We start from the raw sequence: 23,160 nt of genomic DNA, 5'->3' as shown, positions 1-23,160 counted from the left end.
TATTCCTCCTTATTATGCCCGCTATTATAACCTGGTACTAAGACCATGTCACACCTATTATAACCGCTCTTCCGTCAAAAAGAAAATGCTCTCTTTATTAGTAGGAGATCGCCTTGTTGTCTACCGCCAGCATCGCTTCTCCAAGCGCCTCGGCGAGCGTCGGATGCGGATGCACCATGGAGCCCACCTCCCATGGCGTTGCGTTCAGCCAGCCTGCCAGCGAAGCCTCGGAGATCAAATCCGTTGCGTGCGGACCTATCATATGTACGCCCAATATATCATTGGTTTTGCGGTCGGCGATAACCTTCACGAACCCTTCCGCTTCACCCAGCACCAGCGCTTTGCCAATTGCCTGGAAAGGTATTTTGCCAATTTTCACTTCATGGCCCTTCGTTCGCGCGCCATCCTCAGTCAAGCCGAATGAGGCGATCTCCGGGCTGGAGTAGATACACCTGGGAATCATAACATGCGGGAGGAGATCGGGCTTGCCTCCGCACAGATGATCAACAGCGATGAGGCCTTCATGCGCTGCGGCATGCGCCAGCTGAACACCGCCGACCACATCTCCAATGGCATAAATATGGGGCTCCGTTGTTTGACCGTATTCATTAGCAGCAATGAAGCCATTTGTCGTACGAATGTCCGTATTCTCCAGGCCGATACCTTCAATGTTCGCCGTCCGGCCAACTGACAGCAGCAGCTTGTCCGCCGATAACGTTACTTCACCGTCAGCGGTTGACGCCTTGATGCTGACCCCATCCTGCTCCACCGTGTAGCTGGGTGCGTCCAGCTGCAAGCTTGTCAGAATCCGAACGCCCCGGCCTCGCAGCGACTTGGTCAAAGCAGCCGACACCTCGGTATCCTCCCCCGGCAGCAGCCTGGCTCCCGCCTCCACGAGCGTAACCTCGACGCCGAAGTCCTGAAGCATGGACGCCCACTCTACGCCGATTACACCGCCGCCAACAATCAGGATGGACCGCGGCAGCGACTCCATTCGCAGCGCATCGTCACTGGTCAGCACAAGCTCGCCGTCCGCTTCGAGTCCGGGCAGCGTACGCGGCTTGGAGCCCGTCGCGATAATGAGATTGGTTGACACGACAGACTCCATCTCGCCATCAGACAGCTCCACCGCGAGCGAACCGCTTTTGGGCGAGAAGATGGAGGGGCCGATCACTCTTCCTCTGCCACGAATAATCTCGATGCCGTGTTTTTTCATCAAGCCCTGCAGCCCGCGATGAAGCTGCTCAACCGTTGCCGCCTTGCGCAGCTGAACCTTCCCGAAGTCCAGCGATACCGCCCCTTCGGACACATCAATCCCGTAAGAGGCCGAATGCAGCAAGGTGCGGTATACCTCAGCGCTTCTGAGCAGCGACTTGCTCGGGATGCAGCCCTTGTGCAAGCAGACCCCGCCAAGCTTGTCCATCTCGACGATTGCCACCTTTTTGCCCGCCTGCGCGGCTCTAATCGCCGCCGTATATCCGCCCGGCCCTCCGCCAAGCACGGCTACGTCTACCGTAATTGCCACAATTGTCGCCTCCTGTATTTAACACAATATATGCTTGTCCGTAAGGATCATGCTCATACCCTATGATTGCTATGTATGTCACTCGCGGCTCGTAAGCCGCAGTATCATTGTAACGCTTTTTGCCTGCCATTTCACCGTCTACTTGCAAATTAGACACTCTTCGCGGAAAAAGGTATGATAGAGACATCCTATTTATCACACGAACCTTTAGGCAGCAAGGAGCTACTCCCCCTATGAAATTGTTAATATCCCGGTTTATTGCTATTTTGTTTCTCGTTGTTCCCGGTGTACTGGCCTGCATCGGCTTTCTGAAAATAAAGGATGCCTTGTTCATCTATTTTTCGGAGTTTGGCAACGATGCCGTCACCCCTAATTTCCAATGGTTATCCTTTCTGCTCGGCGTCCTTATGTTCGCCGCAGGGGCCGGCTTTATTGGCGGTTGGATCTTCTTCCGCGACCGCAAACGGAATTATGTAGCGCCAAGATTCAAAGAGAAGCGCCCTCGACCGCCCAAGCCCCAGGCTTAGCGTCGAAGGCGCTTCCTTATTTTACATGCCGATGATGATCACGTCCATATTTTACACGGCTTATGATTAACATTCATTTCAAGCAAACATTGCCGCCCTACAATGGAGACATCCCCATGGAAGGAGGCAATACGGAATGACGATCGTGTTCGATGTCGTCGTAGACGGCAAGAAGCAAGAGACCATTAAGCCCGACAAGCAAAAGCTGCAGGATATCCGAGCGTTTATGAAGGAAGAAGCCGCTAGGCTTATCCGCAAATACGGAAGCAACGTGTATGTCAACCGCAGATTTGAATACTGATTCAAATCTGTGATGTTTGATTGGAGCACACGGTGTTCCTTCCCCCCAGCTTGGCCGCATAAAGCGCCTTATCCGCGTCATCCAGCAGCAGCTCACGCTCTGTATCGGGATATGTCGCCACCCCGATCGACACCGTTAACGGAATGGTCCGACCGTCATTCAGACGGAAGCGATGCCGGCTTACGGCATGCCGCAATCTTTCCGCAATTTGGAGCGAATGCTTGTGCGGCGTATCATACATAATGACCGAAAACTCCTCCCCTCCGTTTCTGGATACAGTATCGAAGGATCTCGTTGTTTTCATCAATATTTCTCCCAATTGCTTCAGCACCAAATCCCCATTGCCATGCCCATACTGATCATTCACTCGTTTGAAAAAATCGATATCAACCAGCGCGATGGACAAGCATTCGTTTTTCTCCGTTGCTGATTGCAGCAGCGACTGATACCGTTCATCAAAGGTACGGTGGTTGTTCAGCCCTGTCAAATAATCCACAGTCGCTTCCCGCTCGATTTTCTCAAATTGCGCCTTCGCTTTGATCAAAAACTCATTCAAGTAAGCGGTGAATACGCCGCCAAGCGCCATCATGGTTATGTATACAGCGGACGTCATCATACCGTTATAACCGGTGTTGATCACAAAAACGGCAGAAGTCATGACACTGCATACTAGCAGAGACCAGGTCCATTTGCTCCAGAAGGACATGGAGCTCCTGCCGATCATCCCAAGCATCATGGCAATGACCAGAGTATTCGCGGCTGCAACAATTGTAGGTGTCGTCACTTCACCAAACGCCAATAAGCGCACCCCGCCAATGATTAGGCCTGATAGCACAGCAGGAATTATGCCGCCGAACATAGCTGCCAGAATAATAGCAATTTGTCTAAAATCAACGTAAGTGCCATTCATCTTGACGGTGAACACCATAAGAATGATGCCGAGGATACCCGCCATAAAGCCCACCTGAAGCTTCAGCTGGTATGATGAAGGTAAGTTTTTATGTTGTTTGCGAAGTATAACTTGATTCACCAGGAAGAGATAGGCAGTAACGATTGCAAAATTGGCTATCAAGTCCTGTAAGGTGTTCAAAATCTTCAATGACCGCTCGCGCCCTTTTCTGTTCTCACTATTATCCATCTAGTTTATCACATTTGCTGCAAAGTTGATTCATTTTGTCGATAGGGGCACAAGCAAAAATACCACCTAACATGGATGAAATCCAAGCCACAGGTGGTATTTCGAAATTAGCTTACTTTATGCTCGATGCGCAGCTTGTCGGCCACCATGGCGATGAATTCGCTGTTGGTTGGCTTGGACTTGCTGATATTGATGGTGTAGCCGAACAGATGGCTGATGCTGTCAATATTGCCGCGTGTCCAAGCAACCTCAATCGCATGGCGAATGGCACGTTCAACGCGGGAAGGCGTTGTTTTGAACTTCTCGGCAATGGCGGGATACAGGGTTTTGGTAATAGCCCCTAATATTTCGATATTGTTGTATACCATCGTAATCGCCTCGCGCAGGTATTGGTAACCCTTAATATGCGCTGGCACACCGATTTCATGAATAATGCTTGTAATATTGGCGTCCAAATTTTTGCCCTTGGCCAGCGGCACCACATTGGATTTCACAGTTGATGAGCCCGTGCTGTAGCTGGAGGACGAAGTGAAGGACGAGTTGCCGACAAGCTGACGAATCCGATTTGCTAGAATTTCCATATCGAATGGCTTCAATATGTAATAGGAAGCGCCAAGCTGAACGGCTTTTTGCGTAATATTTTCTTGACCGAAGGCCGTTAGCATAATAATTTTGGGCATGGGCGACAGATTCATTTCCCTCAAGCGTTCAAGTACGCCCAGACCGTCCAGATGCGGCATAATAATATCCAGAATTAATATATCCGGAACGTTCCTGGACTGCTCCAGGTGACGAATGACCTCTTCTCCATTGTAAGCGACTCCGCTTACTGTCATATCACTTTGTTCGGATATATATTCCGATAACAGGTTTGTAAACTCTCGGTTGTCATCTGCCAATAATACTTCGATCTTATGCAAAGTGTTATCCTCCCTTAAAATGATATTGATGTCATCGTTCTTTTCTGTCTAAGTTTAAGTTTTCGACACTCGCTATGGAATTCCTTCTGTCGAAAATCTTTTTTCTTTATTTTTTTGTGGGAGTTCGATATAATTAAGAATTTATTACACATACAGTTCTAATTCGTCCTTCTTCGACATAATACGATGTCGAACATGAGTCGGCGGCTATTCCAAATAAAAGAACGCCATCCAACGAAGATGGCGTTCTTTATGAGCTGACACTTGCTGTATAAAGGCTAAGCCGCATCTCCCGCCTTCTCTTCCTTCGTCGAGGACGACTTCAGCAGCACGCCTGCATCCTGAAGCATCCATTCAATGAAGCAGCCATAGCCGGATGAAGGGTCATTAACAAATACATGAGTAACTGCGCCAACCAGCTTGCCGTCCTGAATAATGGGACTACCGGACATGCCCTGTACAATCCCGCCGGTTTTGTTCAGGAGACGTTTATCCGTAATCTTAATCACCATACCTTTGGTTGCCGGGGCAGGTTGCTTCGACACATGCACAATTTCGATATTAAACCGCTCCACCTTCTGTCCGCCGACAACGGTCAATATGTGAGCCGGACCTTCCTTGACATCTTCCGCAAACGACACCGGGAGCGCCTTGGCGCTAAAGCTGTGAGTTGGCGCTTCGTTCATCTTGCCGAAGATGCCAAAGGGCGTGTTTTTTTCGATGTTGCCTAATACCTTGCCTTCTTTGACGAAATGCGCCCTTTTTTCGCCTGGCTCGCCGGATTGGCTTTTGTTAATGGATGTAACGCTAGCCTGCAGCACTTGCCCTTCCCCTACCTCAATGGGCGTCTGCGTGTCCATGTCTGTAATCACATGTCCCAGAGCGCCATACACCCCTTGATCCGGCGCGTAGAATGTTAAGGTGCCGACGCCTGCGGCTGAATCTCGGATATAGAGACCAAGACGCCATGCTCTGTCATCCGCGTCATATACCGGACTGATCTGTGTCTTGTTCAGCTGCCCATTGCGCTTGTAGGTCAGCTCCAGGGGCTTGCGATTCAGGCCAAACTGCTCGCACAGCTCCCCTACCCGATGAACCTCATGAACAGGCGCACCGTTAATGTCTACGATCAGATCCCCCAGCTTCAAGCCCGCGACAACCCCGGGAGACTGCTTCGAGCCATCTTGGTCTACAACCTGATGATGGCCCACAACCAATACCCCTGCCGATTTCACCTTGACGCCAATCGTCTGGCCGCCAGGAACAACCCGAAGATCAGGTACGACATTCACTTTAACAGTCCGAAAAGGAATTTTACCAAATAATTTCACTTTCATGTTGGTCTGTCCGCTCTGATACGGTTGCAGTGACAGCGGTTCGTTCAAGTTGACGGACAAAGAAGGTTTTGCCGTGCCGTTCACTTGTAACATTTGGGGATCCACGGTTACTTCAGCATGTACAGGAACTCCATATTGCAGTCGTTTCATTTGGCCAGAGAATAAACGTAGTTCATTCGGAAACGCGGCGAATTGTTGAAACGGGGTGGAGAAACCGACGATGCATACGAAGAACACGAGGATCAACCCAAACCATCGTTTCCGTGGATTGGAGTTCAATGATTTCACGCTCCCTGTCATTCCATCGCATGACGATAAAGGTAGTCTCGCCATTGGCGTACCTTTAAGTTACCCCGCACCCCATCTTTTATGTCCGCAAAAACATTCCCTGAATACCTTCCATTACGCCCCCTTCAAGCCATGTGCCAAATCAAGCATTTCCTGCGCATGATGACGAGTTTTTTCCGTTACTTCCACCCCGCCCAGCATACGAGCAAGCTCGTCTATGCGGGAGTCCGTCATCAACTCGGTGACCGAGGTTGAAGTGCGATTATTCGTAACCTGCTTCTTAATCTCATAATGATGATCCGACATACACGCCACCTGCGGCAAATGCGTAATCGAAAACACCTGGCACTTGGCCGACAAACTTGACAGCTTCTCGGCAATAGCCTGTGCCGCTCGACCGCTCACACCGGTATCCACCTCGTCAAATATAAGCGTTGGGATTTGATCGATTTCCGCGAAGATGCTTTTGAGGGCGAGCATAATGCGAGACATCTCTCCGCCAGAAGCAATCTTGTTTAATGGCTTGGGCGGTTCCCCCGGGTTAGTCGACAGCAGGAAGATCGCTTCATCCATGCCGTTCACAGTAAGCTTAACTGGAGCCGCCTCTTCTTGCCCGCCGCCTCCACCATCCAGATTCGCTTCGAATCGGGCGGCAGGCATCTGAAGCTGCCTGAGCTCCGATTCCACAGCGCTGGACAGACGGCCTGCGGCATGACGCCTGAGCTTGGACAAATCCTGAGCAAGCTGCAAGGCCCCCTCATACAGACGCTTCTCCTGGCGTTTTAATTCCTCCAGAAGCTCGTCCCTATTCTCGATCTTATCTCGTTCTGCCATGATTTGTTCCAGATAAGCAAGTATATCAGGTATGGTTTCACCGTATTTTCTTTTTAGTCCGTTAATTAAATCCAGCCGATCCTCCACATAAGCCAGCGTCTCCGGATCAGATTCAATGCCGTCACGGTAATCCCTGAGCTGGAATGCTGCGTCCTCGGCTTGATAGAACGCGGATTGCAGCTGCTCCATAAGAGGGTTAAGCACGCTTGGATCATAGCTCTGGATATCCTCCAGCTTAGAGATCGCGCGGCTAATGAGATCCAGTCCCTTGCCGCCATATAGCAAAGCATATGCCTCGGATGCAGCGTCCTTGCGCTTCTCCGCATACAGAAGCTTACTCCTCTGCTCCAGCAGCTGCTCATCCTCGTCCGGCTTCAGCTTAGCGGACGTAATCTCTTCGATCTGGAAGCGATACAGATCCATCATCTGCGCATTGTGTCGGGTACTGTCCTCCACAGACCGCATGGATCCCCGGACCTCAGAGAGCTGGTCGAACAGCGCTCTATACTGAGCCTTACGCTCCAGCAGAAGATCCCCTCCGAACTGATCCAGCCACTCCAGATGCTGATCCGTCTTAAGCAGCGATTGATGCTCATGCTGACCGTGAATATTGACTAGAAATTCGCCGATCTCACGCAGCATCGTAATCGTCACCAGTTGGCCGTTCACCCGGCTGCTGCTCTTGCCTGCGGTCGTCAGCTCTCTGCGGATAATAAGCATCTCCTCCGGATTGTACTGGACCCCGATGCGGTCCAGCTGCCCCCATACCGGATGCTGAGCCGGGAGGTCGAACAACGCCTCCATCTCTGCCCTGTCACAGCCGTAACGCACCATGTCTGCGGAGCCCCGACCTCCCACGATTAAGCTTAACGCATCGATAAGGATAGATTTCCCCGCGCCGGTCTCTCCGGTCAACACGTGAAAACCATGATGGAACGAAACGTGAACCTCTTCAATAACGGCTAAATTTCTGATCGATAACTCACGCAGCATGGCATGTCCTCCTCTATGATAAGGGTTGCTTAATTCATTACAGCGAGAAGCCGCTCCACGATCTGGGCGCTCTGCTCCTTGGTTCGGCAAATAATAAGAATCGTATCATCGCCGCATATCGTACCCATCACTTCAGACCACTCCATATTGTCAATTAGGGCGCCGATCGCATTCGCTGTGCCAGGCAAGCATTTGAGCACAACTAAGTTGTCTGTGAAGTCGATATGAGCAAAGTGATCCAGCATCGCCCGCTTCAGCTTGTGCACGGGGTTCTGGCGCTGCTCAATCGGCATGGAATAAATATAGCGGCCGTCGGCAACGGGAACCTTGATCAGCATGAGCTCCTTGATATCTCTGGAGACAGTAGCCTGCGTCACCTGCATGCCGGAGGCGCGCAACGCCTCCACCAGCTCATCCTGGGTTTCGATTTCGCCATTGGTAATAATTTCTCGAATTCTGAATTGCCGGATACTCTTCATTGTGAATGTTGACCTCCGTCGCTTAATCGGCTATATGAAATACAATCTTGCGTATACGGCCCTCCTGACCGTCCACGTACAGGATGCCAGAGCAGTCCGGCAGCAGGAGCGAATAAATGAGCAGCCGGTCTCGCACGCCGCTGGCTGTCCAATCCATTGGCATTCTGTCCCTTGCCGTCTTCACTATATAAGTATGGTCGCCGTTCTCGACCACATAATCAATGTACAACCGAGTGCCGTTGCCTAGGGGCACATCATCCAGCTCAACCGGTATTCTAAGCACATGCTTGCCTGAGACGACCCTGTACCCCTGCCTCTTAAGAAGCGCTGCAATGGGATCGCCCTCCGCAATTGCACCGCCCTTCCCAAGCTTGACGCCATTGGTCGCAGCGGGCGCATGAAGCCAACGATAGAATGCCCCATAAATCCAAACAGCCGCCAGAATACCCACGATCCCCATTATGATCCAGTCGCCATACTTGCCCATCCCCTGTATCCCCCACCTCACATGGAATGCTGGCCGGTACACAAAGCGAACGTTTGTTTGCTTTCAGTGTATCAAAAGTAGTACCGCCCTGTAAAGAAAAAGATGCCAACAGTTGATCACTGATCGGCATCCTTCCTGGTTGCAGCTTATGAGATTAAGATTTGAATACCGCGTTTGCTTCCTTGACCAGCTCCGCAAGACGCGCCTGATCTGGAGCATCGACAAGCTCCCCGCCGTTCCAGCGTAACCAGGCAAGAAACTCGATATTGCCCTCTCCGCCGGTAATGGGCGAGAAGGTTAAGCCTTCCGTCTGAAAGCCGCTCGCTGCAGCGAAGCCCAGCACGCTGGCCAGCACTTCAAGGTGAACGGCAGGCTCGCGAACCACACCCGATTTGCCAACCTTCTCCCTGCCAGCCTCGAATTGCGGCTTAATAAGCGCAACGACGCTTGAACCCGGGGGAAGCAGCTTCGACAGCGTAGGTAATATAAGCTTGAGTGAGATAAAGGATACATCAATGCTGGCGAAATCTGGCTCGGGACCTTGCAGCTGGTCCGGCTCCATGTAACGGAAGTTTGTTTTCTCCATAACCAGAACCCGGTCATGCTGCCGCAGCGACCAATCCAGCTGATTCGTGCCCACATCGATCGCATAGACGAAGGACGCTCCGTGCTGCAGGGCGCAGTCTGTGAAGCCGCCGGTCGATGCGCCAATATCCAGCATCACCTTGTTCGACATATCGAGACCGAACACCTTAATCGCTTTCTCCAGCTTCAAGCCGCCACGGCTGACATAAGGATGAAGCGCGCCCTTTACCTTAATATCGGCAAGGCGCGGCACCTTCATCCCGCTTTTGTCAATCGGCTCGTTATCCACGAGCACAAGACCTGCCATCAGCGCCTTCTTGGCTTTTTCCCTGCTGTCGAAAAAACCGCGTTCCACCAGCAATACATCAATACGTTCTTTACCGGCCGTTGTCATCATGCTCCCTTGCGTCCTAAGAATGCCCTGTGGCGCGTTTCATCATGCGGGGCATCATGCCGCGAAGCTCGCTCACAACACGTTCTGACGTTAAGCCGACTTCCTCGCGCTGCTGCGCGATGGAGCCATGCTCCACGAACAGATCCGGCACGCCCATAATTTTGACTTGCACATCAAAGCTGCTGCGCTGTGAATAATATTCCAGCACAGCGCTGCCAAAGCCGCCCTGCTGGGAGCTTTCTTCCAGCACTAACACCTTTTTCCCTTCATCGGCAATTCGGTCCAGCATAGCTTCATCCAGAGGCTTAATAAAGCGCGCATTGACCACCTCTGCGCTGAGCCCCTCCCGTTTCAGCACCTCAGCCGCTTGCTCCGCCACTTCAATCATGGGGCCAAGCGCCAAAATCGCGTACGTATCGCCTGAGCGAATCGTCTCCCAAGTGCCAATGGGAATGGGCTGCGGGTCGGCCTCCAGCTCCACGCCTACACCATGAATACGGGGATATCTGACCGCAATCGGTCCGTCATTATAATCGACAGCCGTCTTCATCATACGTCTGAGCTCGTTTTCATCCTTGGGCATCATCAGCACGAGATTGGGCACATGGCGCAGAAACGCGATATCATATACCCCGTGATGCGTCTCGCCGTCTGGGCCAACGAAGCCCGCCCTGTCAATCGCAAACACGACATTGGCGTTCTGCCTGCAAATATCGTGTACGACTTGATCGTAAGCGCGCTGCAGGAATGTGGAATATACAGCGTACACCGGCTTAAGGCCTTCCATAGCCATGGCTGCGGATAACGTCGCCGCATGCTGCTCCGCAATGCCAACATCAATCATCCGGTGGGGATATTTGGCGGCAAAATCCATCAAGCCCGAGCCGCCAGGCATAGCCGGCGTAATCGCTACAATGCGATCGTCCTTGTCGGCAAGCTCAATGAGCATATCGCCGAATATCGTCGTATACATCGGCGGACCTACGGCCTTTACCATTTGTCCGGATTCAATCTTGTACGGCGTCGCGCCGTGCCATTTGTGGGAGTCAATCTCGGCAGGCTTGTAGCCCTTGCCCTTAATCGTCAGAACATGAACAAGCACCGGTCCCTGCACTGTATCTGCCTGCTTCAGAATGTCGAGCAAGCCCTCCAAGTCATGTCCGTCTACAGGACCTAGATAAGTTAATCCGAATTGCTCGAACAAAATGCCGCTGACCAGCAAATATTTTAAGCTGTCCTTGAACCGCTCCGCTGTCTTCGCCAGCTTGCCGCCAATCGCCGGTATTTTGTTCAGCAGATGCTGAAGCTCATCCTTTGCCTTCTGATAATGGCGATCCGTTCTGATCTTGCCTAAATAATGATGCAGCGCGCCTACGTTCGGAGCGATTGACATCTCATTGTCATTCAGTATGACGATCATGTTCCGCTTCTCGTGACCGATATGGTTAAGCGCCTCAAGCGCCATTCCGCCTGTTAATGCACCATCGCCAATAACCGCGACAACACGATTGCTGCCGCCCTTCAGATCTCTGGCCAGCGCCATGCCCATTGCGGCGGACAGCGACGTCGAGCTGTGTCCGGCCTCCCAGACGTCATGCTCGCTTTCCGCACGCTTCACAAACCCGCACAAGCCTTTGTATTTGCGCAGCGTATCGAATTGATCCTTGCGGCCCGTCAAAATCTTGTGCACATAGGATTGATGGCCCACATCATATATAAACTTATCTTCGGGACTATTGAACAAATAATGCATCGCCAAGGTTAATTCCACGACGCCCAGATTCGGGGCCAGATGGCCGCCCGTAACCGACAGCTTCTCGATCAGAAATTGCCTGATTTCTTCAGCCGCCTGCTCGAGCTGGGCGATCGACAAATCCTTTAAGTCGAGTGGTCCGTTAATTTGATTCAGCAGCACGTTGCTTTCCTCGCTTTCCGCTGTACAGAACGACCTCAGCTTACTGTCGTCCATGAAACGTCTACATTTTACCTATTATAGCATAATTGCGGCCGCATACCAAAGAACCGCAACCTTCTATACGCGAGGATCAATGGTCGCGTTGCACCAAGTAATCGGCAATCTGTCCAAGCCGATGCGGCTCGGCAAGTCCTGCTTCCGCAATGGCATCCTTGGCTTCATTCGTCAGACGGGCCACCGCAGCCTTGCTGGCATCCAGACCGATCAAGTAGGGATAAGTGACCTTCTCCTGGGCAACATCACTGTTCACCCGCTTCCCAAGCTTCGCTTCGTCTCCGATGAGATCCAGAATATCGTCCTGAATCTGGAAGGCCAGTCCGATATTGCGGGCATACAGAGCAAGGAGCTCCAGCTGTCTATCTGTCGCTCCGCCAATTCGAGCCCCCGCCTTCACGGAAAACACAATGAGATCGCTTGTTTTATGAAGATGGATATACTCCAGCTGCTCTACTGTCGTAATGCCTTGCTCGCCCAGCATGTCGGCCGCCTGACCGCCAACCATGCCTGAAGCTCCGGCGTAAGTCGACAGCTCCTCCACAATGGCCAGTGCGGTATCGGCTGAGACCCCGTGAACCCGGGCTGCTTGCGGTATGAGACGGAACGCGTGTGTAAGCAGCGCGTCGCCCGCCAGTATCGCCATCGCTTCTCCGAACACCTTATGGTTTGTCAGCTTGCCGCGCCGGTAATCATCATCGTCCATGGCGGGCAGATCATCATGAATGAGAGAATAAGTATGTATATATTCCACCGCGCACGCGACAGGCAGCGCCGCCTCCCATGACTGCGGGGCTCCCTTCACCGCCTGGGCGGCGGTAAGCACAAGCGCGGGACGTATCCGCTTGCCACCGGCTTCCAGCGAATACAACATTGCTTCCCGCAACGCGGAGGGCACGTCCCATTGAGCTGGAATTGAGGATTTCAGCGCCGTTTCCGTCGCTTCTGCACATGTCTTCAAATATTCGCGAATGCCAACGCCAACGTCCAAAGTTATTCCCCTTTATCCTCGTTTGCCGCAACAAACGGTTTTTTCTGGAAGCCGTTTTCGGTTTCCATCAGCAGCTCGATTTTGCTTTCAACCTGCTCCAGCTTGCCTCCGCACAGACGCGAAAGCTGCATTCCCTCCTGGAACAAATCAATCGCCGTCTCCAGTGGCACGTCTCCATTCTCCAGCTTTGCCACGATGCCTTCAAGTCGCTGCATCGCTTCCTCGAAGCTAAGCTCATTGAGCTGATCCGGTTTCATCGCCGCTTCCTCCTTCAATTGAATGTACGCTGCAATGAAGCTGACCATCTGACAGCTTCACCGTCAACTGCTGGCCAATGCCGGCGGATTGCACAGACTTGATGAGCTCCCCGTCCGCAGAGGCATATACCAGTCCATACCCTCTAGCCATCACTTTCAGCGGACTTAACGCGTCAAGCTGTCCCATAACAGCATGAAGACGCAGCTTATGCTCCTTAAGCAAGGCGCCCGAAGCCACCTCGAGTCCCCGCGTCGCGCTGCGCAGCCGCTTCGCCGCGAACTGAACGGCTTCGCCAGGGTGATGCCCTGACAGCCTCGTCTCCAGCCGAGCTAGACGAGCGCTTTCACGAGAGGCCGTACCCCGCAGCCGAACGTGAAGCTGCTCGCTAAGCCGGTCCAGGCGCTGAGCCTGATCAAGCATATAACGTTTAGGCTGCAGGAAAAACGGCGAACGCTTGAGCCGCGTTAGACGCTCCTTCTCAGCTTGCGCCTGCGTTCTCACCGCTGCGTACAGTCTCTGCTTCAGCCGTTCCCCTTGCTGCTTCAGCTCCCCAACATGCGGTACAGCAAGCTCAGCGGCCGCTGTCGGCGTGGCCGCCCGGAGGTCCGCAACAAAATCCGCGATCGTATAATCCGTTTCATGGCCCACGGCGCTGATAATAGGAATATCGGAGGCAGCAATCGCTCTAGCGACCGTCTCCTCATTGAACGCCCAAAGCTCCTCCAGCGAGCCGCCGCCGCGGCCGACAATGAGCACATCGCAGGCCGCGAAGCGGTTCATCGCCTCGATTGCGCCTACAATGGACGGAGCGGCTCCTTTGCCTTGCACAACCGCTGGATAAATATATACCGGAATAAGAGGATATCGGCGCTGAAGCGTTGTCACGATATCCCTTACCGCTGCCCCGGTAGGCGATGTAATGACGCCAATCGCCCCAGGGTAAGACGGCAAGGCGCGCTTGCGCGACGCCGCGAACAGCCCTTCCTCCTCCAGCTTGCGCTTAAGCTGCTCGAATGCCAGATAGAGGCTGCCAATCCCGTCGGGCTGCATCGCCATCACGTAAAACTGATAATTGCCATCCCGCTCAAATACGGATATATTCCCTCTTGCGATAACCTTGGTCCCTTCCTTCGGCATGAAGGGAAGCCGTGCATTGTGAGAGGCGAACATGACGCATTTCAGTCGGGAGTCGCTGTCCTTCAGCGTGAAATACATATGTCCGCTGGAGTGATGCGTGAAGTTGGATATTTCGCCGCGCAGCCATACGTCTCCCAGCACGGCGTCGGATTCCAGCTTCATTCGAATATATTTGTTCAATTCCTTAATGGAATAAATTTTCGGCTGATTCGACATTCCGGGATCTACACCTCGATTCCGTGAGCCCTCTTCGCTGCAGCAACCGTATTCTGAAGCAGCATTGTAATCGTCATGGGTCCAACCCCGCCCGGCACCGGTGTAATATAGCCTGCCGTTTCCAAGCAATCCTCATAATCAACATCGCCAGCCAGCTTGCCGTCTGGCAGACGGTTAATGCCGACGTCGATAACAACCGCACCCGGCTTCACATATTTGCTGTCAATCGCTTTGGCTTTGCCAATGGCGACAACCAATATATCGGCCTGCTTCGCCAGCTCCTCCATGTTCGCCGTTCTGGAATGACAGATCGTAACCGTAGCGTTCTCGCGAAGCAGAAGCATCGCGACTGGCTTCCCTACAATGTTGCTTCTTCCGATAACAACGGCGTGTTTGCCGGCAATAGCTACACCGCTTCGCTTAATCAGCTCAATAACGCCAGCCGGCGTACATGGCAGCAGGCTGTCGTCGCCGATTGTCAGATTGCCCACGCTCTCCGGATGGAACCCGTCCACATCCTTCTCTACGCTAATAGCGTCAATAACCGCTTTTTCGTTAATATGCTCCGGAAGCGGCAGCTGAACAAGAATGCCGTTAATGCTTCCCTGTCCGTTAAGCTTCGCAATCAGCTCCAGCAAATCCGCTTCGGATGTATCCCCAGGGAGACGATGCACCTCCGAGTAGATGCCCAGCTGCTGACATGCCTTCTCTTTGGAGCCCACATACACCTTGGATGCCGGGTCCTCCCCCACAAGTATAACAGCCAGTCCTGGCACGACTTGGCGTTCCCGCAGCGCGACAACCTCATCCTTCAGCTCAACGCGAATGAGGTCCGATATTTTTTTACCTTCGATAATGGATGCGCTCATCTGTTTCCCCGTCTCCTTTGTCTATATGAATCCCAATCCTGTGCCTTTACGATTTCAGCTCGTCCACTTCTTGCAGCAGCTTGCCCAGCACCCCATTGACGAACTTCCCGGATTCCTCTGTGCCGAAATGCTTCGCCAGCTCAATCGCTTCGTTAATGGCAGCCTTCGGCGGCACATCATCCCGGAATACGATTTCATAGCAGGCCAGTCTGAGCACCTGACGATCAACACGCGACAGCCGGTCCACCTGCCAGCCCGTCAGAAATTGTTGAAGCATGCCATCAATCGCCTGCTTGCGCTCCAGCACTCCGAACACAAGCTCTCTCGCGAACTCGTCTGTGCTCCCAATCTCCTTGGGATCCGCGCCGATTTCATTATCCTGGCGAAGCTCGTCCATCAGCATGTCTACCGCTTCGGCAGCTGACACCTCGTTCATTTCCATCTGATATAGACTCGATACTGCAATTTCTCTTGCCAATCTCCGTTTCATGTGTCCTCCACATCCGTTCTTGCCCAATATTTTGATCAGAAAAAAACTATGATCTCCTCCCTGCCCCGAATAGCGGCTGTCCGAAATCCGGAGTACGGAGGAGACCACAGCATTACCGGTATGGCCGGAACCGCTCCAGCAGCGCGTACCAAATCCGCTGCCAAGGGATAACGGGGCCATCCGAAAGCTCTTTCTGCTTGCCAAACCAATAACCGAGGAACACAAGAAGCGCTACAAACATCATGTCCCAGAATCCAAACGCCAAATAGACGATTGCGGCCAACAGACCAGCGGCTACGCCGATCAGCCGTTTCCAATACGTGTTCCAGATCTCCCTCCACATCTAGTCCACCACCTCTATTCCACGCGGCTCTTGATCGTGTTCGTCTGAATAACATTGGCGACAAACACGGCAACGTTCATCACCGGAATGCCCGTAATATCCTCAATATGGGTTTTGACAACCCGTTGAATTTCCTCCGTCAAAGCCGGAATGGCATGCTCTCCATCAATTACGGCGCGAAGAATAATTTCGAGTCCCTCGTCTGAAGCGCGAACCCGCGCGCGCAGATCCTTGATGCCCTTGCCTTTGGCTGCCGCCTTCAAAGCCAGGTTTTCAATCGTTTCCATAGAAATGCGTATATCTCCGAACTCTGTCCTCTGGTCAATCGATTGCGAGTTCGCCGCGCCGCGAGCCAACGACACATAGAAGAAGCGCAGGCTCATCAGGAACAGCACTATGCCAATCACACCAACTGTGATGGAGACGGCATCCCTCTGATATATCTCTCGCAGGGCATCCGCCGCCATTTCGATTCGGAGCCAGTTAAAGCCTAGGCATACGAGGATAACGGAGATCACGCCGATCACGATGCTGTATAGAAACAGCAGCAGCTTGTCCACAACTCTCATCAACGTAAGCATACCTCCCGAAGGCTGAATAAAACCCCCTTGCGCCGAGCGGCATGCCCAATCACGAGGGGGTTGTACTAAATTCAAATTGTGCTTATTGTATTATTTCACCCGATGTTGGGCGTCTTCCTCTTCCAGACGCTCCGCTTGCTTGAAATGCACGTCATGGATATGAACGTTCACTTCCACAACATGAAGGCCTGTCATCATTTCGATGGAGCGCTTCACATTCTGTTGAACCTCGGCAGCGATCCCAGGAATCTTATTCCCGTATTCGATGATGACGGATACGTCAACAGCAGCTTCACGCTGTCCGACCTCCACCTTCACGCCTTTGGACAGGTTTTTGCGGCCCAGCAGCTCTGCGATCCCGCCGGCAAAACCGCCGCTCATTCCAGCAACGCCCTTCACCTCAACAGTCGCGAGACCGGCAATCACTTCGATGACTTCAGGTGCAATCTGAATCGTACCGATTTCTGTTTTCTCATACTCCGCAGCTATCGTACTCATGTTCGCAGTACACCTCCCTAATTTCGCGTGAGCTCGGCTCTTGCCAAGCCCTGTTCCGCATCTTATCTCTATACTATAACATTCAGCCCGAAATATGACAAACCAAGCACGCTTGTTTTATTCCGCGCTTCTTGCAGCGGTCGGAGCGTTAATGTCATGCTCCTCCAGAAATTTAATGTCGAAATCGCCCTTCACGAACTTGGGATGGTTCAGAAGCTTCATATGGAATGGAATCGTCGTACGAATGCCCTCAATTGCGAATTCGGACAATGCCCGCTTCATGCGCGCAATGGCCTCCTCGCGTGTTGCTCCCCATACAATGAGCTTCGCGATCATGGAATCATAATGTGGAGATATGGTATAGCCAGGGTATACCGCGCTGTCTACGCGAACACCCGCGCCGCCCGGCGGCAAATAAAACGGAATGTGTCCAGCCGACGGCATAAAATTCCGCTCAGAATCCTCAGCGTTAATTCGGCATTCGATCGACCAGCCATTAATGCGCAGATCCTCTTGGCGGAACGACAGCGGATTACCCTCTGCTACGCTGATCATTTCCTTGATCAGGTCTACATTCGTGATCATCTCGGTAACGGGATGCTCAACCTGTATGCGCGTATTCATCTCCATAAAATAAAACTTGCCGTCCGGTCCAAGCAAAAACTCCAATGTGCCGGCTCCTGAATATTGAACGGCCAGCGCCGCGCGAACGGCCGCCTGCCCCATTTGCTCCCGAAGCTCCGGCGACAAAACCGGGCACGGCGCTTCCTCAACAAGCTTCTGGCGTCTGCGCTGCACGGAGCAGTCACGCTCGAACAGATGCACCGCATTGCCATGCTTGTCAGCCATGATCTGAATTTCGACGTGCTTCATGCCCGTCAAATATTTCTCCAGATACACGCCCGCGTTGCCGAACGCCTTCTGCGCTTCCTGCTGGGCGGTTGTAATCTGGCTGATCAGCGATTCCTCGTCCTCCGCGATACGGATGCCTTTGCCGCCTCCGCCTGCAGTCGCCTTAATAATAACGGGATATCCGATATCGCGGGCGACCATAATCGCTTCGTCCATGCTTTCGATGAGGCCGTCGGAGCCTGGAATAATAGGCACGTTGGCGGATTTCATCGTCAGCTTCGCAACCGCCTTATCGCCCATCTTGCTGATCGCGTCAGGAGATGGTCCAATGAACGTTATGTTGCAAGACTCGCAAATTTCGGCGAAGTCCGCGTTCTCGGACAGGAAGCCATAGCCTGGATGAATGGCGTCGCACTCTGTAAGTGTGGCAACGCTCATAATATTGGTTAAATTCAAGTAGCTGTCCTTCGACAGCGTCGGCCCGATGCAATAGGCCTCGTCCGCAAGGCGGACATGCAGAGAATCGCGATCCGCCTCGGAATACACCGCAACCGTACTGATTCCCAGCTCACGGCATGCGCGAATAATCCGAACTGCGATTTCCCCGCGGTTAGCGATTAATATTTTTTGGAATTTCACGTAGGGACCCCTTTCGAAGACAATTGCCCCAGCGGGCGGTTGCGTTAGTCCGCTTTCACAAGGAAGAGCGGCTGTCCGTATTCAACCAATTGACCGTTGGTTACCAAAATTTCGACGATCTCTCCGCTTACTTCGGCTTCCAGCTCGTTCATCAGTTTCATCGCTTCGAGGATACATACAACGGATTTCTCCTGCACACGGTCTCCGACCTTCACGAAATTCGAAGCGTCCGGGGACGGCGCGCTGTAGAATGTGCCCACCATCGGAGATACGATTTGATGCAGATCGGCTGCAGGAGCTTTGGTCGGAACCGCTTCCGGAGCAGCGGCCTGTACGGCCGGCGCTGCAGCCTGCTGCACAACCGCTGCAACAGGGGGTTGCGAATATGTATGCGTAATTGGAGCCGCTTGCACATTCACCACTTCGGTTTTAACGGGTTTGCGGATATGCAGGCGTGCGCCTTCGTTTTCAATTTCGAGCTCCTGAACGGATGTCTGGTCGATTAGCTTGACCAACTCTTTAATCTCGCTCAACTTGAACATGAACGTAATCACTCCTCTTCGTCACATAACGTTTTGTATTATACCATAAATAGGCGTGAACACGAATCATTTTTTGCGCAAGTCTTGGAACTCCTCCCCGCAAGCCGGAAAAACTCCGTCTCTCCGGCATCGACCGGAGACAGACGGAGCTTCCCACTCAAGACTTAACCCGACTTAGCGCGCTTCCGGCACGTACTGCACCGAAACCTGATGCGCGCCGACCTCCATTGCCGTCATGATTTGATCGATAATATGGGCAGCATCCTTTTTCTCCAGGCTTTGGCTCGTTACAATCACTTTGTAACGGTCGTCCTCCTGGGAGATTACCGCCATATTGTATTGCTCCTTGAGCGCTGCCTCCAGCTCCATGATTTTCGCGTTTTTCTCTTCAAGCTGATCCACGCCGGCCATCGCGGCGGCCGATTCCTCTGCATCGTTGTCCAGATTGGTCACCTGCGCCAGCAAGCGATTCAGCTCATCCTCGTTCTGCTGGTCGCGTTTGGCCATCAATTCACTGAACAGACCGCTCTCTGCTAGGCCTTGACGCTCGATTTCCTTCAGAATTTCCTCCTCCGTCATTCCGTCCGCGCTTTGGTCGCCAGCCTGAACAACCTCGCTCGGCACAACCTCGCCGCTGCCTCCCACTACCTCCGTTACATTCGAGCTGGGCTGATTGCTGCCAGACAGCTTATCGACATCGTCCAGATCCTGTGTGAACAAATAATAAGCGGAGAGAACGACCATCAGACTAAGCATCGATACAAGCCAAATCGTTTGTCTTTTCGTATTCATTATTATTTCCTCCTAATAAATGGTTTAGTAAAGCCCTTATTATTGCTTGCTCGGAATAACGGAAATGCGGTTCGTCGATACGCTGAGACCACGTTCCACCGCCTGGATGATCAATTGTCTCACCGTCGCGTTCTCCGAGCCTTCGGCGACGATGATGACCCCTCTGATTCGGGGATTGAGCGTTTTGGTTATAATCGGCTTCTGGTCCCCGGACACCTCGTACAAGACGACCTTGCCATCTTTGCTGATGGAGGTAATATGCCTCACCCCCCCGTTCCGATCGTTCTCGTCGGTAATGGATTGCGATTCCGACTTCTCCTTCTCCACCACGATTTCCTCAGTGGATTCTACAGTCACCATCACGTCAACGCCGCCCACGCCCACAATTTTCTCCAAAATATCCTTAAGCCTCGACTCCAGCTTCCCCTCGATTGCCTCAAACGGCGAGCTCGGCGACGTGGATTGACTCCATGCCTGCTCGGCGCCGGGAGGGGGATTAGGGTCTTGGGCCGGCGTGTCGATCTCCTTGTAAGGCAGGAAGGAATTGATGAGCATCAGCGCCGCTCCGATTCCGCCGACGAGAAGCAGCAGCCTCAGCGTCCTGATCCGCTTGGGACCGCCAGGCCCTCCGCCTAAGGCCGATTCCAGCCCGTCCAGCCATTTCGCCATTGATAAGCCCCCTCTCTCTGATCAGCTGCCGGCAGCCTCGTCGCTTGCCGCTATTCGAATGGTAGTCTGGCCTGGCTTCACTCCCCAGTTTCTGGCCAGCAGACCCTGTACCTCACTGGATAATCCGCCGCCCGCCTCTACATAAATCCGCTTCCCCCCGCTGCCAGCAGGCATTGGCTCCTTCTGCTCAGCTTCTGATCCGGCTCGCACTTGAATATCGACTGGAGCGATCGCCTCGACCTCCGCCCGCCGCTCCTCCTGTGCTCCGAAGGTCTGCGGGGGAGCTGCCTCCAGCGTAACCGACACGCTCTCGATTACCGGCATTTTTTCGCCGCCTCGCACCTCGTCCCACCGTAATTGGACCTGGACCGCATCTACGACTGCCCCCGTCTCCTGCTCGATCGCCCGCTCCATGGACTGCTCCAGGGCGGCGGCAGTCATTCTGCCAGCTTCCTCGATGCGATCCGCCTGAATCGCTTCCGCTCGCTGCTGGATCTCCTCCAGGCTTGGCATCTTAATCTCCTGACGGACCGTCCGCTCATCCCACAGCTGCATGCCGGCCTCCAATCGATCGCCGATATCCTCCTGCAGCAGCCTCAGCAGAGGCGAGAGAATGGTCAGCAGGATGAACAGGCCAACCACCAGCCTCGCATATCGCTGCATTGCCTTGTTCGGGAGCAGCAGCTCCACCAGCACCGCAAGCAGGATAACGGCTATAATATCCCTCAGCCAGTCGCTCAACCAACCGATCACATTCAACTCACCTCCTACAGAGTTTTCCGAAGGAAAACTCACTTCGTAAGCAACCGGAGCAAAACTTACTTCGTAAGCATGGACTCAGAGTTTTCCAAAGGAAAACTCACTTCGTAAGCCATCAACGCACCATGAGGGCCGCGTTGCCCGCCGTCAATATAATGGTAACCGCCAGGAAAAACATGAGGCTGACGGCTGCCAGAGCGGCGAATACATAGATCATCGTTTTCCCGATCGTCTGCAGGCACGATACGATCGGCGAATCGCCCAGCGGCTGCATGACTGCCGCAGACAGATTGTAGATGAGCGCCAGCGTCAATATTTTCAGCGCGGGAAAGGCGCATAGGAACAACAAGATGATGACGCCGGCCAGTCCAATCGCGTTTTTGGCCAGCAGCGATGCCGATATGACTGTATCCGCCGCGTCCGAGAACATCCGCCCAACTACAGGAACGAAGTTTCCTGTGACGAATTTTGCCGTGCGCAGCGTGATGCCATCCGTTACCGCCCCCGTCGCTCCCTGAACGGATATGACCCCTAAGAATATGGTGAGGAGAACGCCAAGCGTTCCCACCGCGATCGTGCGGAGCAGGTTGGCCAGCTGCGTCACCTTGAACTTGTCCGTCAGCGAGCTTGCGATATGAAGCACCGCAGAGAAGAACAGCAGCGGGAATACAACCGTATAAATGGCGGTGCCAACCACGTGGATCATAAATATAATGAGCGGATGCAGCACGGACACTGTTACCAAATTGCCCATGGAAGCCAGCAGCGTCAGCAGGAGCGGCACCATGGCCAGCATAAAGGTCATCATGTCCTCGATCGCTTCTCTGGCGTAGCCAATCGCAACATGAAAGCTGTTGACAGCGATAATAACAAGCACCATAAATGTGATGGAGTGAGCGACCTTGCTGATCGTATTGCGCTCGAACGCGTTCTGCAGCGTCTCCAGAACCATGCTGAATACCGACAGCATAACGATCGTCACAAGCAGCTTGCCATTGTACAAAATCTCGTGCAGGAGATAGCGGAGCAGCCCCTCCAGCACATCCGCCATTTTGAAGCCGCCGCCCGGCATCAGCATGTCCTTAAAGCCCGGCATTTGCCGATCCGGGAAAAACCCGCCGTATTCATCGCGCAGCTGATTCCAGTAGCTTTCGACAGGCTCCATGCCGGCCAGCTCCGCCTGCTCCTCCATCATCTTCTCGACCTGCACGCCAGCTTCCGGCGCATTCGTCTCCCCGGCATTCACTGGCGAGATGGTGTATATGGCGAAGCAAATCCAGAGAAACAGATACAGCCTGGCCTTGGAAAAGCGGTCTGGTCCACGGCTCAGCGCCCTCATGCTCCGCCTCCTCCCGAAGGCAGCAGCCCGATGACTGTTTCCACGATGACGTTAATGATCGGTATCGCCATCACCAGAATAAACACTTTGCCGGCAAATTCGATTTTGGAGGCGATGCTCTCCTGCCCCGCATCCCTGACGATCTGCGCGCCGAATTCGGCAATGTAGGCGATGCCGATTATTTTGAGCACCGTCTGCAGATAGATGGAAGGAATGCCCGCTCTGTTCGCCAGATCCTCCAGCACCGCGATAACAGCCTCGATTTGGCCAATGACATACAGGAATATGAATAAGCCCGTAAATGCCGCCAGAAGAAAAGCGAACATCGGCTTCTGCTCTTTGACAACAAGGATAAGCACGGTTGCCATAAGGCCGAGACCGACGATTTGAATGATTTCCACCGCGCTC

26 protein-coding genes are annotated in these 23,160 nt (G+C 53.1%); 2 read left to right on the top strand and 24 right to left on the bottom strand.

What is annotated here, in order from left to right; translation table 11 throughout:
* Positions 1-97 precede the first annotated feature (97 nt).
* Positions 98-1,525 (bottom strand): dihydrolipoyl dehydrogenase, encoded by a 1,428-nt coding sequence (gene lpdA / locus AB1S56_RS11210; RefSeq protein WP_340867742.1) that lies wholly within the window; start codon positions 1,523-1,525, stop codon positions 98-100.
* A gap of 233 nt (positions 1,526-1,758) precedes the next feature.
* On the opposite strand from lpdA, the gene AB1S56_RS11205 reads away from it, so the two are divergent.
* A complete protein-coding gene (locus AB1S56_RS11205) occupies positions 1,759-2,052 on the top strand; it encodes a DUF2627 domain-containing protein (RefSeq protein WP_340867744.1) in 294 nt (97 codons plus the stop codon).
* A 136-nt stretch (positions 2,053-2,188) separates the two neighbouring features.
* On the top strand, positions 2,189-2,353 hold the full coding sequence (locus AB1S56_RS11200; RefSeq protein ID WP_340867746.1) for a mechanosensitive ion channel protein MscL: 165 nt from the start codon (positions 2,189-2,191) through the stop codon (positions 2,351-2,353).
* 1 nt (position 2,354) lies between these two features.
* On the opposite strand, the gene AB1S56_RS11195 is transcribed toward AB1S56_RS11200, so the two are convergent.
* The 23 genes from AB1S56_RS11195 to spoIIIAD all read right to left on the bottom strand — a co-directional run bounded on the left by AB1S56_RS11195 (position 2,355) and on the right by spoIIIAD (position 23,153).
* Complete coding sequence (locus AB1S56_RS11195) at positions 2,355-3,452, bottom strand: diguanylate cyclase (RefSeq protein WP_367903462.1); 1,098 nt, start codon at positions 3,450-3,452, stop codon at positions 2,355-2,357.
* Positions 3,453-3,598: 146 nt separating this feature from the next.
* Positions 3,599-4,411 carry a sporulation transcription factor Spo0A gene (spo0A, locus tag AB1S56_RS11190; RefSeq protein ID WP_340867749.1) on the bottom strand — a complete coding sequence of 271 codons (813 nt, stop codon included), beginning with the start codon at positions 4,409-4,411 and terminating at the stop codon, positions 3,599-3,601.
* A gap of 278 nt (positions 4,412-4,689) precedes the next feature.
* Positions 4,690-6,027, bottom strand: a complete 1,338-nt coding sequence (gene spoIVB, locus AB1S56_RS11185; RefSeq protein WP_340867750.1) for a SpoIVB peptidase — start codon at positions 6,025-6,027, stop codon at positions 4,690-4,692.
* Positions 6,028-6,150: 123 nt separating this feature from the next.
* On the bottom strand, positions 6,151-7,863 hold the full coding sequence (gene recN / locus AB1S56_RS11180) for a DNA repair protein RecN (RefSeq protein ID WP_340867752.1): 1,713 nt from the start codon (positions 7,861-7,863) through the stop codon (positions 6,151-6,153).
* Between the two features lie 29 nt (positions 7,864-7,892).
* Complete coding sequence (gene argR / locus AB1S56_RS11175) at positions 7,893-8,342, bottom strand: transcriptional regulator ArgR (RefSeq protein WP_340867754.1); 450 nt, start codon at positions 8,340-8,342, stop codon at positions 7,893-7,895.
* A 22-nt stretch (positions 8,343-8,364) separates the two neighbouring features.
* Complete coding sequence (locus AB1S56_RS11170; RefSeq protein ID WP_340867756.1) at positions 8,365-8,829, bottom strand: hypothetical protein; 465 nt, start codon at positions 8,827-8,829, stop codon at positions 8,365-8,367.
* 154 nt (positions 8,830-8,983) lie between these two features.
* Entirely contained in the window at positions 8,984-9,808 is an 825-nt protein-coding gene (locus AB1S56_RS11165; protein WP_340868013.1) for a TlyA family RNA methyltransferase, read from the bottom strand.
* A gap of 16 nt (positions 9,809-9,824) precedes the next feature.
* A complete protein-coding gene (gene dxs / locus AB1S56_RS11160) occupies positions 9,825-11,777 on the bottom strand; it encodes a 1-deoxy-D-xylulose-5-phosphate synthase (RefSeq protein ID WP_340867758.1) in 1,953 nt (650 codons plus the stop codon).
* A 76-nt stretch (positions 11,778-11,853) separates the two neighbouring features.
* A complete protein-coding gene (locus AB1S56_RS11155) occupies positions 11,854-12,768 on the bottom strand; it encodes a polyprenyl synthetase family protein (RefSeq protein WP_340867761.1) in 915 nt (304 codons plus the stop codon).
* 2 nt (positions 12,769-12,770) lie between these two features.
* Entirely contained in the window at positions 12,771-13,025 is a 255-nt protein-coding gene (xseB, locus tag AB1S56_RS11150; RefSeq protein WP_340867762.1) for an exodeoxyribonuclease VII small subunit, read from the bottom strand.
* A complete protein-coding gene (xseA, locus tag AB1S56_RS11145) occupies positions 13,003-14,379 on the bottom strand; it encodes an exodeoxyribonuclease VII large subunit (protein ID WP_340867763.1) in 1,377 nt (458 codons plus the stop codon). Before xseA ends, xseB begins: the two co-directional genes overlap by 23 nt.
* 8 nt (positions 14,380-14,387) lie before the next feature.
* Positions 14,388-15,248, bottom strand: a complete 861-nt coding sequence (gene folD / locus AB1S56_RS11140; protein ID WP_340867764.1) for a bifunctional methylenetetrahydrofolate dehydrogenase/methenyltetrahydrofolate cyclohydrolase FolD — start codon at positions 15,246-15,248, stop codon at positions 14,388-14,390.
* Positions 15,249-15,294: 46 nt separating this feature from the next.
* Positions 15,295-15,738: a transcription antitermination factor NusB gene (gene nusB / locus AB1S56_RS11135; RefSeq protein ID WP_340867766.1), complete on the bottom strand. Its 444-nt coding sequence runs from the start codon at positions 15,736-15,738 to the stop codon at positions 15,295-15,297.
* A gap of 112 nt (positions 15,739-15,850) precedes the next feature.
* Complete coding sequence (locus AB1S56_RS11130; RefSeq protein WP_340867768.1) at positions 15,851-16,081, bottom strand: DUF2273 domain-containing protein; 231 nt, start codon at positions 16,079-16,081, stop codon at positions 15,851-15,853.
* A gap of 14 nt (positions 16,082-16,095) precedes the next feature.
* Entirely contained in the window at positions 16,096-16,650 is a 555-nt protein-coding gene (gene amaP, locus AB1S56_RS11125) for an alkaline shock response membrane anchor protein AmaP (RefSeq protein WP_340868014.1), read from the bottom strand.
* A gap of 102 nt (positions 16,651-16,752) precedes the next feature.
* Entirely contained in the window at positions 16,753-17,160 is a 408-nt protein-coding gene (locus tag AB1S56_RS11120) for an Asp23/Gls24 family envelope stress response protein (protein ID WP_340867769.1), read from the bottom strand.
* Between the two features lie 117 nt (positions 17,161-17,277).
* On the bottom strand, positions 17,278-18,651 hold the full coding sequence (accC, locus tag AB1S56_RS11115; protein WP_340867770.1) for an acetyl-CoA carboxylase biotin carboxylase subunit: 1,374 nt from the start codon (positions 18,649-18,651) through the stop codon (positions 17,278-17,280).
* A 44-nt stretch (positions 18,652-18,695) separates the two neighbouring features.
* The gene (accB, locus tag AB1S56_RS11110) at positions 18,696-19,193 is read right to left on the bottom strand and encodes an acetyl-CoA carboxylase biotin carboxyl carrier protein (RefSeq protein WP_340867771.1); all 498 of its coding nucleotides are present in this window, start codon (positions 19,191-19,193) and stop codon (positions 18,696-18,698) included.
* A 174-nt stretch (positions 19,194-19,367) separates the two neighbouring features.
* A complete protein-coding gene (locus tag AB1S56_RS11105) occupies positions 19,368-19,985 on the bottom strand; it encodes a SpoIIIAH-like family protein (RefSeq protein WP_340867773.1) in 618 nt (205 codons plus the stop codon).
* A gap of 39 nt (positions 19,986-20,024) precedes the next feature.
* Positions 20,025-20,654, bottom strand: a complete 630-nt coding sequence (gene spoIIIAG, locus AB1S56_RS11100; protein ID WP_340867774.1) for a stage III sporulation protein AG — start codon at positions 20,652-20,654, stop codon at positions 20,025-20,027.
* Positions 20,655-20,675: 21 nt separating this feature from the next.
* Positions 20,676-21,407: a stage III sporulation protein AF gene (gene spoIIIAF, locus AB1S56_RS11095; RefSeq protein ID WP_340867775.1), complete on the bottom strand. Its 732-nt coding sequence runs from the start codon at positions 21,405-21,407 to the stop codon at positions 20,676-20,678.
* A gap of 121 nt (positions 21,408-21,528) precedes the next feature.
* Positions 21,529-22,752 (bottom strand): stage III sporulation protein AE, encoded by a 1,224-nt coding sequence (spoIIIAE, locus tag AB1S56_RS11090; RefSeq protein WP_340867777.1) that lies wholly within the window; start codon positions 22,750-22,752, stop codon positions 21,529-21,531.
* On the bottom strand, positions 22,749-23,153 hold the full coding sequence (gene spoIIIAD / locus AB1S56_RS11085) for a stage III sporulation protein AD (protein ID WP_340867779.1): 405 nt from the start codon (positions 23,151-23,153) through the stop codon (positions 22,749-22,751). The genes spoIIIAE and spoIIIAD overlap by 4 nt, the downstream gene beginning before the upstream one ends.
* Positions 23,154-23,160: the final 7 nt, after the last annotated feature.

This window comes from Paenibacillus sp. PL2-23 (assembly GCF_040834005.1).
In the GTDB taxonomy this organism is placed as follows: domain Bacteria; phylum Bacillota; class Bacilli; order Paenibacillales; family Paenibacillaceae; genus Pristimantibacillus.
This window is presented reverse-complemented; position numbering and strand designations above follow the sequence as displayed.

Bases quoted from the DNA above. Each gene is read 5' to 3' on its own strand.
- spoIIIAE (WP_340867777.1), bottom strand. From the start codon at position 22,752: ATGAGGGCGCTGAGCCGTGGACCAGACCGCTTTTCCAAGGCCAGGCTG.
- AB1S56_RS11205 (WP_340867744.1), top strand. From the start codon at position 1,759: ATGAAATTGTTAATATCCCGGTTTATTGCTATTTTGTTTCTCGTTGTT.
- AB1S56_RS11120 (WP_340867769.1), bottom strand. From the start codon at position 17,160: ATGAGTACGATAGCTGCGGAGTATGAGAAAACAGAAATCGGTACGATT.
- amaP (WP_340868014.1), bottom strand. From the start codon at position 16,650: ATGAGAGTTGTGGACAAGCTGCTGCTGTTTCTATACAGCATCGTGATC.
- recN (WP_340867752.1), bottom strand. From the start codon at position 7,863: ATGCTGCGTGAGTTATCGATCAGAAATTTAGCCGTTATTGAAGAGGTT.
- AB1S56_RS11130 (WP_340867768.1), bottom strand. From the start codon at position 16,081: ATGTGGAGGGAGATCTGGAACACGTATTGGAAACGGCTGATCGGCGTA.
- xseA (WP_340867763.1), bottom strand. From the start codon at position 14,379: ATGTCGAATCAGCCGAAAATTTATTCCATTAAGGAATTGAACAAATAT.
- folD (WP_340867764.1), bottom strand. From the start codon at position 15,248: ATGAGCGCATCCATTATCGAAGGTAAAAAAATATCGGACCTCATTCGC.
- xseB (WP_340867762.1), bottom strand. From the start codon at position 13,025: ATGAAACCGGATCAGCTCAATGAGCTTAGCTTCGAGGAAGCGATGCAG.
- nusB (WP_340867766.1), bottom strand. From the start codon at position 15,738: ATGAAACGGAGATTGGCAAGAGAAATTGCAGTATCGAGTCTATATCAG.
- argR (WP_340867754.1), bottom strand. From the start codon at position 8,342: ATGAAGAGTATCCGGCAATTCAGAATTCGAGAAATTATTACCAATGGC.
- AB1S56_RS11200 (WP_340867746.1), top strand. From the start codon at position 2,189: ATGACGATCGTGTTCGATGTCGTCGTAGACGGCAAGAAGCAAGAGACC.
- AB1S56_RS11165 (WP_340868013.1), bottom strand. From the start codon at position 9,808: ATGACAACGGCCGGTAAAGAACGTATTGATGTATTGCTGGTGGAACGC.
- spoIIIAG (WP_340867774.1), bottom strand. From the start codon at position 20,654: ATGGCGAAATGGCTGGACGGGCTGGAATCGGCCTTAGGCGGAGGGCCT.
- AB1S56_RS11105 (WP_340867773.1), bottom strand. From the start codon at position 19,985: ATGAATACGAAAAGACAAACGATTTGGCTTGTATCGATGCTTAGTCTG.
- accB (WP_340867771.1), bottom strand. From the start codon at position 19,193: ATGTTCAAGTTGAGCGAGATTAAAGAGTTGGTCAAGCTAATCGACCAG.
- AB1S56_RS11170 (WP_340867756.1), bottom strand. From the start codon at position 8,829: ATGGGCAAGTATGGCGACTGGATCATAATGGGGATCGTGGGTATTCTG.
- dxs (WP_340867758.1), bottom strand. From the start codon at position 11,777: ATGGACGACAGTAAGCTGAGGTCGTTCTGTACAGCGGAAAGCGAGGAA.